Raw genomic sequence first — 16,860 nt, forward strand, 5'->3', positions numbered from 1 at the left:
CGCATGTGTATTCCGTACGGCCCGCCCCGAGGGTCGTTGCTCTGCCGCGGCCCTGCCTCAGGCCGTGATCCGTCGCAGCCGGACGAGCCCCAGCCAGGTCTCCGGGCCGGCCGACACGTACGCGGCGCGGACGCCGTAGCGTCCGGGCTCCAGTTCGACGCGCAGGTGGTCCGTGCGCTGTGAACCGTCTCCCGGCCAGGCGGCGTCGAACACGACCACCGGGCCGGGCACCCACCACTCCACCTCCGGCTCCCACAGGGCGGTCTCGAGCGCCGTGGGAACCTGCGCGAGGAGTTCGTCCTCGGAGTTCGCCGCGTACCACCGGACGAAAGTGGCGTGGTGGGAGAGGAAAGCCGTCGAGGCGGGTTCGTCGCCCAGGACGAGCGCCCGGGTGTCACCGACGGGCAGCAACCCGATGGAGCCGTTGATGTCGCAGGCCCGGTCGTAGTCGGACGACACGTCGTCGCCGTCCGCTCCCGTCCAGAACGGCAACACCGCTTCCGGTACCGCGATGAGCGGTCCCCCGCCCGACTCCACCCACTCCGTCACACCTGGATCCGCGTATCGAGCCATGCGAAGAGAAGCTACACGGGGCGTGCCGGACGAAGATCAGTGTCCCCTGCATCTTCACGATCTTCAGCGGCCGCGTTCTCAGTAGCCGTGTTCTTCAGCAGCCGCAGTCCTCCGCGCCCACCGGTGCCGTCAGTGGATCGGCGGCGCGGCGCTCACGCCCCTCCCACGTCTCGTACTCGAATCCCTCCCGCACCCAGTACTCGAAGCCGCCGAGCATCTCCTTGACCTGGAAGCCGAGTTCGGCGAGGGCGAGGGCCGCGCGGGTGGCGCCGTTGCAGCCCGGACCCCAGCAGTACGTGACGACGGGGACCGCCCTGTCGAGGAGCTGCTCCGCCTGCTCGGCGATGAGGGCGGTGGGCAGGTGGACGGCGCCCGGGACGTGCCCCTGGTCCCAGGCATCCGTGGAGCGGGAGTCCAGGACGACGAAACCGGGGTCGCCGTCGGCGGCGAGGGCGGCGGCCACGTCGGACACGTCGGCGTGGAAGGCGAGGCTCGCCCGGAAGTACACGGCAGCGGCGGCGGGTCCCGCCGGGGCGACGCGCAGGACGGGGTTCAGGGCAGTCGTCGAGGTCATGCCCGGAAATCTACGGCCGGTGATCCCCTCCCCTGAAGGGCCGATCCACGGCGTGGGGCTTGATCGGCCGGGGATTCCCCTGTTGTGTGGGCCCATGACCACGCATTCCCCGTACTCGCCGGACGCCACCGACTGGCGCATACTCGATGTCCTCCAGCGGAAGGGCCGGGCCGGCTACGCCGAGCTGGCGCGCGCCGTCTCGATGTCGGCGAGCGCGGTCACCGAACGGGTGCGGCGGCTGGAGGAGGCCGGCGTCATTCAGGGGTACGCGGCGGTCGTGGACCCGGAGCGGCTGGGTCTGCCGATCCTGGCGTTCGTGCGGCTGAGGTACCCGACGGGCAACTACAAGCCGTTCCACGACCTCGTCGCCGCGACGCCGGAGATCCTGGAGGCGCACCACGTCACGGGTGACGACTGCTTCGTCATCAAGGTCGCGGCCCGTTCGATGCGCCATCTGGAGGAGGTGTCGGGGAAGATCGGTGCGCTGGGGTCGGTGACGACGAGCGTCGTCTACTCGTCGCCACTGCCGCGCCGCCCGCTGGGCAGGTGACCCGGCGCGCCCGCCGTCAGCCGGAATCCCGCTGCCGTACGACCGACCCCGACCTCCCCTTGACGATCTCCAACTGCGCGTGGACGCGCCGCCGGAGGTCCGCGACGTGGCTGACGATGCCCACGCTGCGGTCGCGCTCCCGGAGCGAGTCGAGGACGTCGAGGACCTCGTCGAGGGTCTGGTCGTCGAGGCTGCCGAACCCCTCGTCGATGAAGAGCGTGTCGAGGCGAACTCCGCCGGCCTCGTCGGTGACGACGTCCGCGAGGCCGAGGGCGAGGGCGAGCGACGCGAAGAACGTCTCGCCGCCGGAGAGCGTCGCGGTGTCCCGTTCCCGGCCGGTCCAGGCGTCGACGACGTGCAGTCCGAGTCCGCTGCGGCCGCGTCCGGCGCGGTCGTCGGAGTGGACGAGGGTGTAGCGCCCGGCCGACATGCGGCTCAGCCGTACGGTCGCCGCCGCGGCCACCTGCTCCAGGCGGGCGGCGAGCACGTACGCCTCCAGGCGCATCCTGCGCTCGTTGTCCGCCGAGGTGCCCGCCGTGAGGCCGGCCATGCGGGCCACGCGGTCGTACTCCTCGCGCAGGGGCGCGAGTCGCCGCACGGAGGCCGCGACGCGCGCGGACAGCCGGTCGAGTTCGGCGCAGCGACGGGTGGCCGCGTCCCACGCGGAGACGGCGTCCTGGAGTCGCCGCCCGGCGGATTCGGCGTTCCGCTCGGCCGTGTGCGGGTCGGCGGGCGGCTGCTGGGCGGCCGCGGCGGTGTCGGCCTCGGCGAGGACGGCGCGTACGGCGGCCTCCTCCGACTGCCGGGCGTCGAGCCGCCGTTGGAGGTCGCGGTGTTGAGCGTCGTCGAGGAGGGCGGCCGCCGCGGCCTGGGGGGTGTCGAATCCGGCGCGGAAGGCCGCGTCGGCGAGCCTGGCGTCGGCGTCCTTGAGCCGCTGGGCCGACTCGTCGGCCGTGCGGGCCGCCTCGGCCGCGTCGGTGAGCAGGGCGGCCCGCCGCTGAAGTTGCGCGGCGCGCGCGGCCACGGAGTCGGCGGCGCCGCGCGCCTGGGCCAACTCCTCTTCCAGAGAGGCCTTCTCGCGGTCCAGTGTGTCCCGGCGGGCGGTCCTGGACGCGGCCCTGACCGCCGCCTCCTGCCCGGCGGCCAGCCGCAGCTCCCGCTCGTGCTCGGCCCCGCGCAGTTCCTCCTGCGCGGAGTGGAGCCCGGAGGCGCCCCTCCGGGCCTCGGCGTATTCCTCTTCCAACTCCCGTACTTCCCGGGCGAGTTGCTCGGTAGGGGTGTCCCCCGCCTCGGCGGTGGCGGCGGCGAGCGCCTCGCGTACGACGCCGAGGCGCCGTTCGTCCTCGGCGCGCTCGTCGTCGGCTCGCTGGTAGGCAGCGAGCGCCCGCTCCTCGGCCTCGCGGTCCACATGCCCGGCCACCTTGCGGGCGGGCTCGGGGTGTTCGGTGGCGCCGCAGACGGCGCACGGCTCGCCGTCGGCCAGACGGGCGGCGAGCTCGGCGGCGATGCCCCGCAGACGCTGTTCCTTGACATCGAGCCAGTGGGTGCGGGCGTCCGCGGCCCGTTCGCGGGAGGTGAGTGCGCGCCGTTGGGCCTCGTCCGTGTCGCCCGCCAGCTGGTCTCGCATCCGGGCGGCGTCCAGCCGTTTGCGCGCGGGGGCGCGCTGCACGTCGAGCTGTTCGGCCCGGGTGGCGGCCTCCTGTGCGGACTCGATACGGCTCTGGAGGCCGGCGCGGGCCGTGTCCCAGCCGGAGAGCCAGCTCTCGGCCTCGTGCAGCGCGTCCTCGTCGGCCCGCTCCTGGCGGTCCAGACCGGCGCGCTCGGCGACGAGTGAGGCCAGCCGCTGCTCGGCGCGCCGGGCCGACTCCAGGCCGCCCAGTTCCTCGGCGGCCTTGCGCGCGGCCGCGGCGAGCCCGGCCGCTCCGGCGTCGGCGTACGTCTGCGGAAGCAGGGCACGCGCGCGTGTCTCGTCCGCCGCCGCGCGGCGGTGCTCGGTCTCGGCCGCGTCCCGGAGGTCCAGGGCGGGCGCGACGGTCTCGGCCTTGCGGCCGCGTTCCATCCGCGCCCGCGCCTCCCGGTGGGCGTCGGCCCGGTCCTCCAGGAGAGCGGCCCGCTCCGTGGCCTCGGCGAACCGCCGTTGCAGCCGCGCCCGTTCGCGTACGTCGTCGAGGGTGTGCTCGGCGGCGGCCCGTGCCGAGTCGGCGGCGGCCCGGGCGCAGTGCGCGATGGTGAGCCGCTCGCGCGCGGTGCCGCGGGCCACGGCCGCCCAGCCCAGGACCTCCTCGGCGAGCCCCGGGTCGCCCGGGGTCAGCTCGGTCAGCGGCGTCGCGTCTCCGGCGGCCTGCTGCATCCGGTGCGCGTCGGCGAGCAGGTCGGCGTCGCCCGCGCGCACGTCGGCCTCCGTGGCGCGCCTGCGCTCGGCGAGGCGCTTCTCGACCTCGGCGAAGCGGTGCGTGTCGAACAGCCGCCCGAGGAGCCGTCCGCGTGCCTCGGCGTCGGCCCGCAGGAAGCGCGCGAAGTCCCCCTGGGGCAACAGCACGACCTGGCAGAACTGCTCGCGGCTCATGCCCAGGAGCTGCGTGACCTCCTCGCCGATCTCCTGGTGGGAGCGGCTGAGGTCCTTCCAGGAGCCCGCCCCCGCGTCGTACTCGCGCAGCCAGCTCTGCGCCTTGTCCAGCGTCGTGCCCGTGCCGCGCTTCTTGGGGCGCTCCCAGGGCGGCTGCCGGGTGACCTCCAGCCGGCGTCCGGCGACGGTGAGTTCGAGCCGGACCTCGGTGCGGGTGGCGGGCGCCGCGTGGTCGCTGCGCAGGGTCGTCCCCTGGCCGCTCTGCCGGGCGCCCGGGACCGCGCCGTACAGGGCGTAGCAGACGGCGTCGAGGACGGACGTCTTGCCCGCGCCGGTCGGGCCGTGCAGCAGGAAGAGCCCGGCGGCGGACAGGTCGTCGAAGTCGACCCGCTGGGTGCCGCCGAAGGGGCCGAAGGCCGTGATGTCGAGTTGGTGCAGCCTCACCGGGCGACCTCCCGCACGGCCTCGTCGGCCCGCACCTCGTCGAACGCGTCCTGGAGAACCACCTGTTCGCGCTCGTCGGGTCCGGCGCCGCGCACATGGGCCACGAAGTCCTCCGCGATCTGCCGGTCGCTGCGCCCGGCGAGACGGCTCGCGTAGGAGACGTCGGGGTCCTCGGGGGAGCGCTCGGGGGCGAAGACGAGGCTGAGCGTGTGGGGGAAGCGCTCGCTGAGCCGTGCCATGGGGTCGGAGGGGCGGACGGGGTCGGTGAGGGTGGCCTCGAGCCACGCGCCCTCGTACCGCGTGAGCTCCGGGTCGGCGAGCAGGTCCTCCAGCTCTCCCCGGATCCGGCCGAGCGGGCGCGGTACCGGGCAGTCGATCCGCTCGGCGCCGACGGAGCCGTCGGCGCCCAGGTCGACGAGCCACATGCTCTTGCGGTGGTCGGTCTCCGAGAACGAGTACGCCAGCGGGGAGCCCGAGTACCGCACGCGCTCGGTGATGACCTGGCTGCCGTGCAGGTGACCCAGTGCCGCGTAGTCCACGCCGTCGAAGACCCCGGCGGGCACCGAGGCGACCCCTCCCACCGAGATGTCCCGCTCGCTGTCGCTGGCCTCGCCGCCGGTGACGAAGGCGTGGGCGAGGACCACCGAGCGCGTGCCCGGCGCCCGCGCGGCGAGATCGGCGCGGACCCGGTCCATGGCGGCGGCGAGGACGGCCTCGTGGCCCGCCTTGTCGACCCCGAACTCGTCCTTCACCAGCGCCGGTTCCAGATACGGCAGCCCGTAGAACGCCACGTCGCCGTGGGGGTCGGCGAGCACCACGGGCGTGCCGCACGCCGAGGCGTCGGTCCGCAGATGGATGCCGGCGCGCCCGATGAGCCCGGCGCCGACGCCCAGCCGGCGCGCCGAGTCGTGGTTCCCGGAGATCATCACCGTGGGCACGCCCAGTTCGCCCAGCCGGTGCAGCGCGTCGTCGAACAGTTCGACCGCGGCCAGCGGCGGCACCGCCCGGTCGTACACGTCCCCCGACACGACCACCGCGTCCACTTCGCGCTCGCGCACGCATCGGACGAGGTGGTCGATGAACTCGGCCTGGGCACCGAGCATGTTCACCCGGTGGAAGGCCCGGCCCAGATGCCAGTCGGACGTGTGCAGCAACCTCATGATCCCCGAGCCTAACGACCGGGTCGGACACCGTGGGCGGCTACTGGTGTTATCGCCCCCTTTTGAGGCCTCAAGGGTGGGGCGATCGTGGATGGTCCCGGTCCCGGCCGCCCCACTGACGGCGGGTCAGCCGTCCCCGTACGCCTCTCCCCCGAGCTCGAACCCCGCCGTGCCCGCCGTGGCGTCGGCGAGCCACGCGCGGAAGGCCTCGACGTCGGCGTCCGGCAGGCCGATCTCGATCGTGACGGCCTCCGCGTACCGCACGTCCCGCACCTCGCGTCCGGTCGCCCGCAGGTCGTTCTGCACCTTGCCGGCGCGCTGGTGGTCCACGGTCACGGTCGCCAGGCGGAAACGTCGGCGGGTGAGGGTCCCGAGGGTGTCCAGGGCTTCGCCCACCGCTCCGCCGTAGGCCCGGATGAGCCCGCCCGCGCCCAGCTTGACACCGCCGTAGTAGCGGGTGACGACGGCGACGACGTACCGCATGTCCCGCCGGAGCAGCATCTGGAGCATGGGGACGCCGGCGGTGCCGCCGGGTTCGCCGTCGTCGCTCGCCTTCTGGACGGCCGCGTCGGCGCCGATGACGTACGCGTAGCAGTTGTGTGTGGCGTCGGCGTGCTCCTTGCGTACGCGCGCGACGAAGGCCTGGGCCTCCTGCTCGGTGGCGGCCGGGGCGAGCGCGCACAGGAAGCGGGAGCGGTTGACCTCGGTCTCGTGCACGCCCGCGCGGGCGACGGTGCGGTACTCGTCCTGCATCGGGCCAGCCTATGCGCACGCGTCAGGGCGCCTTGCTTCCCCTCGGCACCGTCATCGCCGTCAGCAGGGCCGCGCCGGGAGCGAGGTTCTTCCAGGAGTGGCCGTGCCAGTCGAGGACCGCGATCGCGGAGGTCGGGAACTTCGCGCGGACGACGTCCAGCGCGTCGTCGAGGTCGTCGCCGGCCAGTTCCAGGACCAGTTCCTCCAGGCCCGGGTTGTGCCCGACGAGCAGCAGCGTCGCGACCTCGTCGGGTGCCTCGCGCACGACGTCCAGCAGCTCCGGCACGTCGGCCCCGTACAGCCGGGGGTCGTGTCGTACGGGCGGCGGGGTGTCCCACTGGGCGGCGGCGAGCTCCCAGGTGGCGCGGGCGCGTTCGGCGGTGGAGCAGAGGGCCAGGTCGGGCAGGCAGTCGGCCGCGGCGAGCGCGCGTCCGGCGGCGGGGGCGTCGCGCAGGCCGCGGGGGCCGAGGGGGCGGTCGTGGTCGGGGACGCCCTCGGGCCAGGCGGACTTGGCGTGCCGCAGGACGACGAGTCTGCGCGGGGTGCCCGCTTCGGTGTGCGGGCCGGTCGTGTGCGTCATGGCGCGGCTCCGATGTCGCGGGTGAGGTCGAGGCCGAGGAGACGGTCGGCGTAGGCGTACGTCTCGAAGCGGGCGCCGTCGGACAGGTCCTCGGCCTGTTCGACGCGCCGCAGGACGTCGAGGACGGAGGGTACGTCGAGGTCGTTCTCCCAGGCGGTGCGCAGGTCCTGGCGGACGGCTTCGGGGACGGGGCGCGACGGGCGGGTGGCCCAGGCGGCGACGGCCTTGCGCCAGCGCGTGAGGGTCGTACGGGCCTCGTCGGCGGCCGCGCCGGGATCGACGGGCGCGGCTCGGGGAACCGACAGCAGCGTCAGGCGCAGGACGGAGTCGTCGGCCGTGCCCGCCACCGGGGCGACCTGGACGTGGACGCCGTCCTCCGGCACGGGGGTGTCCGGCCCGGCCACGTGCAGGGTGCGGCCGGTGACGGGGGCGGTGGTCTCGGCCGGGCGGATGCCGAGGGCCTGGGTCCGCTCCCGCAGGTCCGGGGGCGGGTCGGCGATCGTGAGGGCGGGGACGCGGTCCAGTTCCAGGGCACGGGCGAGCACGTCGGCGACCAGCAGCACGCGCAGGGCCGAGGTGTCGGCCCCGGTCACGTGGGCCTGGACGCGGGTGAGGGTCCGGCGGACCTCGGTGAGTGCGCCGGTGCGGGCGTCGGTGATGCGCAGCACGGAGTGAGCGTAGGCCGGAAGGGCCCTTCGGGGCACCCGGAGGCCCGGAGCGGAGGAGCGCCCCAAGGCAGCCGGATGCCCGAACCGGAGCAGCGCCCCAAGGCACCCGGAGGCCCGCCCCGCAGGCGCCCGGTCAGCCGAGCGTCCCCAGGTACCGCACGTGCGGCCGGTCCTCCGGGCACGTGACGGCGGCCCGTACCCCGTACACCTCGGCGATCAGTTCCTCGGTGAGGACGTCGCGCGGTGTGCCGCCGGCCACGACACGGCCTTCGCGGAGCACGAGCAGTGTGTCGCAGTACCGGGCCGCGAGGTTGAGGTCGTGCAGGGCGATCACCGTGGTGACCGGAAGGCCGGTGACGAGGTTCAGCAGCTCCAGCTGGTGCTGGATGTCGAGGTGGTTGGTCGGCTCGTCCAGCAGGAGTTCCCGTGGCTGCTGGGCGAGGGCGCGGGCGATCTGCACGCGCTGGCGCTCTCCGCCCGACAGGGTGTGCCAGGACTGGCCCGCCCGGTCGGAGAGGCCGGTACGGTCGAGGGCCTCCCGGACGGCTCGTTCGTCCTCGGCGGAGGCGGGCGTCCACGCCCGCCGGTGCGGGACGCGGCCGAGCCGTACGACGTCGAGGACGCTCAACTCGACCTGCGTGTCGGCCTGTTGCTCTACCACGGCGACCCGGCGGGCGATGTCCCGCCGGTGCAGCGCGGGGAGGGGGTCGCCGTCGAGCGTCACGACCCCGGAGGCCGGGGCGAGCACTCCGGCGAGCAGGCGCAGGAGTGTGGACTTGCCGGAGCCGTTCGGGCCGAGGACGCCGACGGTGGAGGCGGGCACGACGGCGAGGCTGACGCCGTCGAGGATGAGGCGGCCGTCGGCGCCACGGCTGACGCGGTCGGCGCGCAGACCCGCCCCGTACCGCGCGTCCTCGGGCACCGGTACGTCCCCGCGCCCCCGCCTCATCGTGCCCTCCTCGTCCGGTACAGCACGAGCACGAACGCCGGCACCCCGATGAGCGAGGTCACCACCCCCACCGGGACCTCCTGCGGATCCAGCGCGGTCCGGGCCAGGGTGTCCACCCATACGAGGAACACCGCCCCGGCCAGCGCGGCGACGGGCAGCAGCCTGGCGTGCCCCGGCCCGACCAGGGCTCGGGCGGCATGCGGCAGGACGAGCCCGACGAAGCCGATGGCACCGGCCGAGGCGACCAGCGCGGCCGTGAGCAGGGCCGTGACGCACAGCAGGACGAGACGGGTACGGGCCACGGACACGCCGAGGGAGGCCGCCGCGTCCTGCCCGAAGGCGAAGGCGTCGAGCGTCCGCGCGTGCCCGAGGCAGATCAGCAGGGCGGCCACGAGCACGCCCAGGCACACCCACACGTCCGTCCAGCCTGCGCCCCCGAGTGAGCCGAGCAGCCAGAACAGCACCCCGCGGGTGGTCTCCGCGTCGGCCGCGGTCAGTACGACGAACGAGGTCAGCGCGGAGAAGAGCTGCATCGAGGCCACCCCCGAGAGCACCACCCGGTCGGTCGTGCCGCCGAGAGTGTGGCTGAGCAGCAGCACCAGCGCGAACGACAGCAGCGCGCCGAGGAAGGCGCCCGCCGACAGCGACACGGCCCCGCCGCCGATCCCCAGCACGACCACGGCGACGGCTCCGGTGGACGCCCCGGACGACACCCCGAGCACGAACGGGTCGGCGAGCGGGTTGCGCAGCAGGGACTGCATCACCGTCCCGCAGACCGCGAGGCCGGCCCCGCACACGGCGGCCAGCAGGGTGCGCGGCAGCCGCAGCTGCCAGACGATCCCGTCTTGGACGGGGCTCAGGCCGGTGCTCCCCCAGCCCAGGTGGGCGGCGACCGCCGACCACACGTCGGCGACGCGGATGTCGGCCGGCCCGATGGTGATCGTCACGGCGAGGGACGCGCACAGCAGAGCGGCCCCTGTGACACCGAGGAGGAGTGCGCGGGTCGTCACCCGGCGAGCCCGAACTCACGCAGTCCGGCGGCCACTCGCTCCACGCCCTCCACCGTCCGGATGGTCGGGTTCATGGCCTGTCCGCTGAGCAGGACGTACCGCTTCTTCTTCACGGCCGTCATGTTCCTGGTGACCGGGTTGGACTCCAGGAAGGCGATCTTCTTCTCGGCCGACTCGGCGGTCTGCGACGCGCGCGTCAGGTCGCCGACGACCAGGACGTCGGGGTCGCGGTCGGCGACGGTCTCCCAGTTGATCTGGGGCCACTCCTCGCGCGTGTCGTCGAAGACGTTCCTGGCGCCCAGGGAGCGTGTGATGACGCCGGGCGCGCCGCAACAGCCCGCCATGTAGGGCGACTCGGAGTTCGCGAACCAGTAGAGGAGGGTCACGTCGGAGGCGTCGACCCCCGAAGTGGCCTTGGCCATGCGCTTCTTGAGGGAGGCGACGAGTTCCTCGCCCCGCTTCTCCACCCCGAACACCTCGGCCAGGTCGCGGACTTCGCCGTACACGGTGTCGATGGTCAGCGCCTTCGCCCGTGCCCCGTCGCCGTCCCCCGAGTTGTCCTTGCCCGCGCAGTCCGACGGGGAGACGTACGTGGGCACGCCGAGCTTCTCGAACTGGTCGCGGGTCGCGACGCCGCCCTTGCCGAGGGTGGAGACGAAGGAGGCGGCCACGAAGTCGGGGTCGGCGTCCAGCGCCCGCTCGAAGGAGGGGCTGTTGTCGGCGATGCGCTCCACACGGCGGTTCGCCCCCTCCAAGCCCTTCATCACGGGGTCCGTCCAGGTCGCCGTGCCCGCCATGCGGTCGGCGAGGCCGAGGGAGAGCATGATCTCGGTGGTGCCCTGGTTGAGGGAGACGGCCCGCTCCGGCGGCGACCCGACGCGTACGGCGTGCCCACAGTTGGTGAGCGACACCGCGGCCTTGGTGTCCGGTACGGCGGACGAGCCGGACCCGCACGCGGTCAGGGCGAGAGCCGCGGCGGCGAGCAGGGCGGCGGAACGGGCGGAGCGTGCGAACGGCACGAGTGCGATCCTTGGTCGTCGAGGGCTCGAACGCGGAGCCCGGTCGTACGGTGCTCCCCCGCCATCGATCGACCACGGGGCCGCCAGCAGGTCTTCGGACTCGGGATCACCCGGACGAGGCGCCTTCCCGGATCGTCGCGGGATCCAGTGGCCGATGCCCCGCCCGTCCCCCTCACCGCTGCGCGTCAGCTCCGGATTCCCACCGGATTCCCTGACCCACGCACGTGGGTTCGACTGGCGTCGGCAAGCTATCACGCCGACGCCCGGAGCCGGGCACCGTGCCTCCACGGTCCGCGAGAAGATCACGGACTGGGCGCGGTGCGACAGGGCGACTCACAGGCACGGCCCCGATCCCGCTTGTCTCAGCAGGTCGAGTGACCTGCGACGTCGAACGCGGGCTCAGGCCCCGGAGGCCGAGCCCGTGGACCGAAGCCTGCACGCCGGCACCGGGCGGCCCTCGTCGACCACGTGCTCGGGGAGGTCGTGTCCGTGCTCGTCGGACTCGCTGTCGGCGAAGTGGTCGGCGATCTCCGCAGCGGCTGCCGGACGCCGTGCTTGCGCCCTTGCCAGCCGAGGCAGTTGGTGAGGCCGAGTGGACCGGCCTTGGCCGCGCCGTAGTTGGTCTGCTCCGGGCTACCGAAGGCGCCGGAGGCCGATGACGTGAACACGATGCGGCCGAAGGAGTCCATGGCGCACTCGGTGTCAGCGGGGATCGACGTCCCAGGCGAGGTGGAGCTCGTGGGTGGTGTTGACGGGACCGGATGCCATGCGGGGTGTCGTGCCGGGCTTGATGGCGAAGTCCGGGATCCGGGCGAGCCACTCCTGGAGGAAGACCGTGAGCTCGAGCTTGGCGAGGAAGGAGCCGGGGCAGCGGTGGGGGCCGTTGCCGAAGGCCGCGTAGTGCTGTTCGGGGTGGGGCCGGGTGAAGTCGACGGCGAGCGGGTTGTCGACCTGCCGCTCGTCGAGGCCGTAGAGGTGGTTGGGGACGAGGACCTGCTCCCCCTCCTTGAGCCGCACGCCCTGGAACTCGGTGTCCTGCGTGATCAGCCGCGCGGTGTTGATGAGCCCGTGGCGGCGGATGAGCTCCTCGACGGCTTTGGGCACGAGGGAGGGGTCGTCGATCAGCTGCCGTCGGTGTCCCGGGTTCAGCGCGAGGAACCGTACGACGAAGCCGAGGATCGAGGCGACGGTGTCCAGACCGCCGGCCAGGACGACCCCGGACAGGGCCACGGCCGCCTCGAAGTCGATGGGCTCGCCACCGATCTTCGCCGTCACGATCTTGCTCAGGAGATCGGTTCCGGGCTGCTGGGCCCTGGCGGCCAGCGCGCGGGCGATGTACTCGGCCATGGCCAGGTAGCTATCGAGGTACTCCTCCTGATTTCGCGGCCGGATGACCTTCTCGGCGTGCGGCAGAAGGAAGTCGCGGTCTCCCAGCGGAAGGTCGACGATGCCGAGGAAGACGACGACGGGCAGGATCTTGGCGAAATCACCGACGAACTCGCACTCCCCCTTGGGGAGGAGCTCCTCGACGATCGAAACGGTGGTCTCCCGCACGATCGGCTCCAGACCCGCTACGGCCTTGGGAGAGAACGCGGGGGACACGAGCATCCGGTACGAGCCGTGCCGCGGCGGGTCCATCTCGACGATGGCTCCCTCGGCCCCGTCCGCGCCTCCGATGATCATGCGGGCGTGCGAGAAGCGTTTGTGGTCGAGTTGGATCGCCTTGATGGCGCCGGCGCGGGTGACGACCCAGTGGCCGCCGTTGCGGGGGGTCCAGAAGATGTCGGGCAGTGTGTCCTGCGCGTTCTTCCAGGCCAGGTGCAGGTCCTCATCGACGCCGGTGGGCCGCAGGTAGTCGAAGTCGACGACGCGGTCTGCCGGTACGTGCCCGGGGATGTCCGTCGTGGAGCTCGTGGTCATCGTGTCACCTCTTGCGTCAGGGTGGGTGGTTGAGGGGAAGGAATGGGTCAGGCGCCGGTCTGGGAGGCGGGGAGCCGGACGACCAGGCCGTCGGTGTCCTCGGTCACCTGGACCTGGCAGGAGAGCCGGCTCGTGGGCCGGACGTCGAAGGCGGCCTCGATCATGGCTTCCTCCATCTCCTCGGGAGCGGGCAGCTTGTCGGCCCAGGCCGGGGCGATGTAGACGTGGCAGGTGGCGCAGTTGGCGTAGCCGCCGCACTCGGCGACGATGCCGGGGACGAGGTTGTCCATCGCGGCCTGCATGACCGATTCGCCGGTGTTGGCCTCGACGACGTGTTCGGTGCCGCCGTCCTCGATGAAGGTGATCTTGGGCATGGCTGAACTGCCTCTCCTTGCTCGGGTGTGCTTGATGGACAGGCGGCCCTTCGCGGGCCGCGTCGACCGGCCCGGGAGCGGTCACCGCTCCGCGGGCGTGGCCGGGATCAGAGTGCGGCCCGGGCCAGCGGGATCTCGCTGTCGGCCAACCGCTCGGGGTCGACCGGTCGGCCGCTGGTGACGAGCTGCCGGGCGGTGGCGAAGTCGGCCGGCCGGCCGATGACGTCGGCTGCGACGACTCTGTCGCCCGTGAGGTAGAAGGCCGACAAGGTCGTGTCCGTGCCGCTGCGGGTGACGCACCGGTCATGACCGGCCGAAAGGCCCACCATCTGGAGCTTGAGGTCGTACTGCTGCGACCAGAACCACGGCGCCGCCGTGGACGCCTGCGGCCGGCCGAGGATCGTCGCCGCGGCGACCTTGGCGTGCTCGATGGCGCCTGGCGCCGACTCCAGCCGGACGCGCCTGCCGGCGTAGGCGCTGGGCTGGTTGGCGCAGTCACCGATGGCGAGGATGTCCGGGTCGCTCGTGCGGGCGAACTCGTCCACGACGATGCCGTTGTCGACGTCCAGGCCTGCCGCGTCGGCCAGGTGGGTGTTCGGCTCCATGCCGATCCCGACGAGTACGAGGTCGGCGTCGAGTCGCTCCAGGCCCCCGGAGGTCGACACCTCGACGCCGGTCACCCGACGTCCCGAGGTGTCCACGGCCACGTCGGACACCGTGGCGGCGAGGCGGAAGCGGACGCCGTGGGAGCGGTGAACGTCCTTCAGGAAGCCGCTCACCTCCGGCCCGGTCACGCGCGCCAGCAGCCGCTCAGCCGCCTCGACGACCGTGACATCGAGGCCGAGTTGGGCGGCCACCGCGGCAATCTCCAGGCCTACGTAGCCACCCCCGACGAGGACGAGCCTGCGGCCGGGGAGGAACTGCGGGCGCAGTGCTTCGACGTCGTCGATCCGGCGCAGGGTGAAGAGGTTGCCGAGCCGGTCCTCGTCGATGCCCGGCAGCGTCAGGCGCCGCGCGCGGCCACCTGTCGCCAGGACGAGTTTGTCGTACGGCAGCCGGCTGCCGTCGCGGACCACGAGTTCCTTCGGGGCCCGGTCGATCGTCTCGGCCCGTGTGCCCAGCCGCAGCGCGATGTCGAAGCGTTCGTACGTCGCGGCGGGCTTGAGGTAGAGCCGTTCGCGGGAGACCTTTCCGAGGAGGAAGCCCTTCGACAGCGGCGGGCGCTGGTACGGCGGGCTCGACTCGTCCCCGACGAGGGTGAGGTCGCCGCTCCAGCCGCGCTGACGCAACGTCGTCGCCAGCTCGCTTCCGGCCTGTCCGGCTCCGACGACGACTATGTGTTCGGGCATGGTTCGACGTTCCTTGCCTCGTGAATTGCCTGAGGGGTCTCGTGGACGCGGGCATCGGGCGGGCGTCCTTCCCTGCCGACCTGCTCGATCTCCCTGAGCCTGGCGTAGCGGTCCATGGCGCCCTCCTGGGTCGCGGCCCTGACGTCTTCGACGCCTATTGGCTGTACCGTCTGGACGGTACAGTACATCAACCGGAAGATCCTCAGGAAGGGACCCGCCCATGACCACCCGACCGCCACTCCACTCCCCCACCAGGCGATGGACGATCCTGGGGGTGTTGTGCCTGCCCCTGCTGGTGATCGTGATCGCGACCACCGTGCTCAATGTCGCCCTGCCGCAGCTCACCGAAGCACTGCGCCCCTCAGCCGTGCAGTCCCTGTGGATCGTCGACGGCTACGCCCTGGTCCTGGCCGGTCTCCTCGTCGCGGGCGGCACGCTTGCGGACCGGATGGGGCGCAAGCGCACACTGCTCATCGGCTGCGCGCTCTTCGGGCTCATCTCGACGGCCGCGGCGTTCGCCGGCTCGCCCGGCGAACTCATCGCGGCCCGCGCCCTGTTGGGCGTCAGCGCTGCCGTGATCATGCCGTCCACGCTGTCGATCCTGCGCAACGTCTTCACCGACCGGCGCGAGCTCGCCATGGCCGTCGCGATCTGGTCCGCCGTGGGCGCGGCGGGCGCGGCGGCGGGCCCGATCGCCGGCGGGCTGCTGGTCGAGCACTTCGGCTGGCAGGCGGCGTTCTGGTCGGCCGCGCCCGTGATCGCGCTGTGCCTGCCGCTCGTCGTGGCGCTGGTGCCCGAGTCCCACGGCTACCGCGAAGGCCGGTGGGACGTGCTGAGCGCACTGCTGTCGCTGGGCGGCATCTTCTGCGTGGTGTACGCGATCAAGGACACCGAGCACGGGGTGTCCCTGACCACGCTCGCCGCTCTCGCCGTCGGCGTCACCCTGCTGAGCGTCTTCGTCCACCGCCAGCGGCTTCTGGCGCACCCGCTGCTCGACCTGACACTTTTCGCCGACCGTCGCTTCACCATCGGTGCGATGTGCGTCCTGCTGGGGATGTTCGCGCAGTTCGGGCCGATGTTCTTCCTCAGCCAGAGGTTCCAGCTCATCCAGGGTTACGGCCCCATGGCCACGGGCCTGGCCCTCGTCCCGATGATGCTCGCCGCGCTGCTCGCCACCACGGTGACGACCAGGCTGATGCCACGCGTCGGCCTGCGTTCCACGCTGGTCACCGGGTTCGGGACGGCGATCGTCGGGCTGCTCGTCCTGGCCGCGGCACCCGCGTCGGCGGGCTACTGGCCGCTCGGTGTGGGCCTCGCGGTCCTGGGGCTCGGCGCCGCGGTGGCCGTGATCGCCGCGACCACCACCCTCATGCAGGTGGCCCCGCCCGAGCGGGCCGGAGGAGCCGCCGCGATCCAGGAGACCGGCTACGAACTGGGCGCCGCCCTCGGCGTCGCGGTCCTCGGCAGCCTGATGAACCTCGTCTACCAGGCCGGCATGACAGGGGTCTCCGGCGTACCGGAGGCCGCGCAGCACGCCGCCCGTGACTCGCTTGCCGCCGCCGACCAGGTGGCCGGCTCCCTGAGCGGCGGATCCGGCGCGGCCCTGCTGCGTCACGCTCACGACGCGTTCCTCGACGGGCTCACCGTCGTCCATCTCGCCTGCGCCGGCGTCCTCGCCCTCGCGGCGACCGCCGCCTACGCGGCACTGCGCACCGCGCCGGAGGTCAAGCCGGACGCGCTCGCGTCATCTCACTGAGTATCTCGCGGACCTCGTCACCCACCTCCTGCGACGGCAGCGGGAACCCGAGCAGCCGGGAGTAGAACCAGCCGTCGGCGGCCAGCCGTACCAGCGTGGCCTGCGCCGGATCGATCCCGTCGGCCTCGACCCGGCGCTGGAGCCGCGCGTAGTACTCCCGGACGGGCGCCAGCAGCTCCGGGTCCAGGGTGGCCGCCGCGAGCACCGCCGCGGCCAGCCGCTCGTGCCGACGACCGGTGTCCGAAGCCGGCGGCTGCGTACTGCCCGCGAGAAAAGCCCGCGTCACCGCCCCGGGTTCCTCGTCCTCCAGCGCGTCGTAGTCCTCGGTGAAGTGCTGCATGAGCCGCTCCACCATCCCGGCGACCAGGGCCTGCTTGCTGCGGAAGTGGTACAGCAACCCGCCCTTGCTGACCCCGGCCACCGCGGCGACCCGCTCCAGCGTCAGGTTCACCGCCCCCTCGCCCAGCAGAACGTCCTCGGCCGCGTCGAGGACCTTGTCACGTGCACCGGCCATGGTGGAGACCTCCGCTCTCGTGTACCGGTTGGACGGTACAGCACGCCGGGTGCGGCGGATCCACTTCGGCGGCGCTGGGGATGTAGTTGCGGAGCGGGCAC

17 protein-coding genes and 1 riboswitch are annotated in these 16,860 nt (G+C 73.0%); of the genes, 2 read left to right on the plus strand and 15 right to left on the minus strand.

Annotated features, from left to right (window positions below; translation table 11 throughout):
- Positions 1 to 57 precede the first annotated feature (57 nt).
- Positions 58 to 573, minus strand: a complete 516-nt coding sequence (locus tag AB0959_RS05825) for an immunity 21 family protein (RefSeq protein ID WP_366825029.1) — start codon at positions 571 to 573, stop codon at positions 58 to 60.
- A 94-nt stretch (positions 574 to 667) separates the two neighbouring features.
- Entirely contained in the window at positions 668 to 1,147 is a 480-nt protein-coding gene (locus AB0959_RS05830; RefSeq protein WP_366825031.1) for a rhodanese-like domain-containing protein, read from the minus strand.
- A gap of 94 nt (positions 1,148 to 1,241) precedes the next feature.
- Between AB0959_RS05830 and AB0959_RS05835 the strand changes: the two genes are divergently transcribed.
- Complete coding sequence (locus tag AB0959_RS05835) at positions 1,242 to 1,697, plus strand: Lrp/AsnC family transcriptional regulator (protein WP_366825032.1); 456 nt, start codon at positions 1,242 to 1,244, stop codon at positions 1,695 to 1,697.
- 16 nt (positions 1,698 to 1,713) lie between these two features.
- Here AB0959_RS05835 and AB0959_RS05840 read toward each other — a convergent pair whose 3' ends face one another.
- The 12 genes from AB0959_RS05840 to AB0959_RS05895 form a co-directional block, all read right to left on the minus strand.
- On the minus strand, positions 1,714 to 4,707 hold the full coding sequence (locus AB0959_RS05840) for an SMC family ATPase (RefSeq protein ID WP_366825033.1): 2,994 nt from the start codon (positions 4,705 to 4,707) through the stop codon (positions 1,714 to 1,716).
- Entirely contained in the window at positions 4,704 to 5,867 is a 1,164-nt protein-coding gene (locus AB0959_RS05845) for an exonuclease SbcCD subunit D (protein WP_366825034.1), read from the minus strand. Before AB0959_RS05845 ends, AB0959_RS05840 begins: the two co-directional genes overlap by 4 nt.
- A gap of 126 nt (positions 5,868 to 5,993) precedes the next feature.
- Positions 5,994 to 6,620, minus strand: coding sequence for a YigZ family protein (locus AB0959_RS05850; protein ID WP_366825035.1), 627 nt, complete (start codon positions 6,618 to 6,620; stop codon positions 5,994 to 5,996).
- A gap of 22 nt (positions 6,621 to 6,642) precedes the next feature.
- Complete coding sequence (locus AB0959_RS05855; protein WP_366825036.1) at positions 6,643 to 7,200, minus strand: histidine phosphatase family protein; 558 nt, start codon at positions 7,198 to 7,200, stop codon at positions 6,643 to 6,645.
- The gene (locus AB0959_RS05860; protein ID WP_366825037.1) at positions 7,197 to 7,868 is read right to left on the minus strand and encodes a hypothetical protein; all 672 of its coding nucleotides are present in this window, start codon (positions 7,866 to 7,868) and stop codon (positions 7,197 to 7,199) included. Before AB0959_RS05860 ends, AB0959_RS05855 begins: the two co-directional genes overlap by 4 nt.
- A gap of 133 nt (positions 7,869 to 8,001) precedes the next feature.
- The gene (locus tag AB0959_RS05865) at positions 8,002 to 8,817 is read right to left on the minus strand and encodes an ABC transporter ATP-binding protein (RefSeq protein WP_366825038.1); all 816 of its coding nucleotides are present in this window, start codon (positions 8,815 to 8,817) and stop codon (positions 8,002 to 8,004) included.
- Positions 8,814 to 9,827, minus strand: coding sequence for an iron chelate uptake ABC transporter family permease subunit (locus AB0959_RS05870; protein ID WP_366825040.1), 1,014 nt, complete (start codon positions 9,825 to 9,827; stop codon positions 8,814 to 8,816). Before AB0959_RS05870 ends, AB0959_RS05865 begins: the two co-directional genes overlap by 4 nt.
- Positions 9,824 to 10,846 (minus strand): ABC transporter substrate-binding protein, encoded by a 1,023-nt coding sequence (locus tag AB0959_RS05875; RefSeq protein ID WP_366825041.1) that lies wholly within the window; start codon positions 10,844 to 10,846, stop codon positions 9,824 to 9,826. Before AB0959_RS05875 ends, AB0959_RS05870 begins: the two co-directional genes overlap by 4 nt.
- 67 nt (positions 10,847 to 10,913) lie before the next feature.
- A riboswitch (cobalamin riboswitch) is annotated at positions 10,914 to 11,100 on the minus strand.
- Positions 11,101 to 11,208: 108 nt separating this feature from the next.
- On the minus strand, positions 11,209 to 11,535 hold the full coding sequence (locus tag AB0959_RS05880) for an SDR family NAD(P)-dependent oxidoreductase (RefSeq protein WP_366825042.1): 327 nt from the start codon (positions 11,533 to 11,535) through the stop codon (positions 11,209 to 11,211).
- A gap of 13 nt (positions 11,536 to 11,548) precedes the next feature.
- Positions 11,549 to 12,766 (minus strand): cytochrome P450, encoded by a 1,218-nt coding sequence (locus tag AB0959_RS05885; RefSeq protein WP_366825043.1) that lies wholly within the window; start codon positions 12,764 to 12,766, stop codon positions 11,549 to 11,551.
- Between the two features lie 47 nt (positions 12,767 to 12,813).
- Positions 12,814 to 13,140, minus strand: a complete 327-nt coding sequence (locus AB0959_RS05890; RefSeq protein WP_366825044.1) for a 2Fe-2S iron-sulfur cluster-binding protein — start codon at positions 13,138 to 13,140, stop codon at positions 12,814 to 12,816.
- A gap of 107 nt (positions 13,141 to 13,247) precedes the next feature.
- The gene (locus AB0959_RS05895) at positions 13,248 to 14,489 is read right to left on the minus strand and encodes an FAD-dependent oxidoreductase (protein ID WP_366825046.1); all 1,242 of its coding nucleotides are present in this window, start codon (positions 14,487 to 14,489) and stop codon (positions 13,248 to 13,250) included.
- A gap of 220 nt (positions 14,490 to 14,709) precedes the next feature.
- On the opposite strand from AB0959_RS05895, the gene AB0959_RS05900 reads away from it, so the two are divergent.
- Positions 14,710 to 16,245 (plus strand): MFS transporter, encoded by a 1,536-nt coding sequence (locus AB0959_RS05900; protein WP_366825047.1) that lies wholly within the window; start codon positions 14,710 to 14,712, stop codon positions 16,243 to 16,245.
- Here the strand turns inward: AB0959_RS05900 and AB0959_RS05905 are convergent.
- Complete coding sequence (locus AB0959_RS05905) at positions 16,214 to 16,759, minus strand: TetR/AcrR family transcriptional regulator (RefSeq protein ID WP_366825048.1); 546 nt, start codon at positions 16,757 to 16,759, stop codon at positions 16,214 to 16,216. The two genes, AB0959_RS05900 and AB0959_RS05905, sit on opposite strands and share 32 nt — an antisense overlap.
- Positions 16,760 to 16,860: the final 101 nt, after the last annotated feature.

The organism is Streptomyces sp. NPDC046862 (assembly GCF_040704615.1).
GTDB lineage: Bacteria > Actinomycetota > Actinomycetes > Streptomycetales > Streptomycetaceae > Streptomyces.

Excerpts from the sequence above, each read along its gene's own strand:
- AB0959_RS05885 (WP_366825043.1), bottom strand. The coding sequence starts at position 12,766 with ATGACCACGAGCTCCACGACGGACATCCCCGGGCACGTACCGGCAGAC.
- AB0959_RS05900 (WP_366825047.1), top strand. The coding sequence starts at position 14,710 with ATGACCACCCGACCGCCACTCCACTCCCCCACCAGGCGATGGACGATC.
- AB0959_RS05890 (WP_366825044.1), bottom strand. The coding sequence starts at position 13,140 with ATGCCCAAGATCACCTTCATCGAGGACGGCGGCACCGAACACGTCGTC.
- AB0959_RS05845 (WP_366825034.1), bottom strand. The coding sequence starts at position 5,867 with ATGAGGTTGCTGCACACGTCCGACTGGCATCTGGGCCGGGCCTTCCAC.
- AB0959_RS05830 (WP_366825031.1), bottom strand. The coding sequence starts at position 1,147 with ATGACCTCGACGACTGCCCTGAACCCCGTCCTGCGCGTCGCCCCGGCG.
- AB0959_RS05895 (WP_366825046.1), bottom strand. The coding sequence starts at position 14,489 with ATGCCCGAACACATAGTCGTCGTCGGAGCCGGACAGGCCGGAAGCGAG.
- AB0959_RS05880 (WP_366825042.1), bottom strand. The coding sequence starts at position 11,535 with ATGGACTCCTTCGGCCGCATCGTGTTCACGTCATCGGCCTCCGGCGCC.
- AB0959_RS05855 (WP_366825036.1), bottom strand. The coding sequence starts at position 7,200 with ATGACGCACACGACCGGCCCGCACACCGAAGCGGGCACCCCGCGCAGA.
- AB0959_RS05905 (WP_366825048.1), bottom strand. The coding sequence starts at position 16,759 with ATGGCCGGTGCACGTGACAAGGTCCTCGACGCGGCCGAGGACGTTCTG.
- AB0959_RS05825 (WP_366825029.1), bottom strand. The coding sequence starts at position 573 with ATGGCTCGATACGCGGATCCAGGTGTGACGGAGTGGGTGGAGTCGGGC.
- AB0959_RS05835 (WP_366825032.1), top strand. The coding sequence starts at position 1,242 with ATGACCACGCATTCCCCGTACTCGCCGGACGCCACCGACTGGCGCATA.
- AB0959_RS05850 (WP_366825035.1), bottom strand. The coding sequence starts at position 6,620 with ATGCAGGACGAGTACCGCACCGTCGCCCGCGCGGGCGTGCACGAGACC.
- AB0959_RS05865 (WP_366825038.1), bottom strand. The coding sequence starts at position 8,817 with ATGAGGCGGGGGCGCGGGGACGTACCGGTGCCCGAGGACGCGCGGTAC.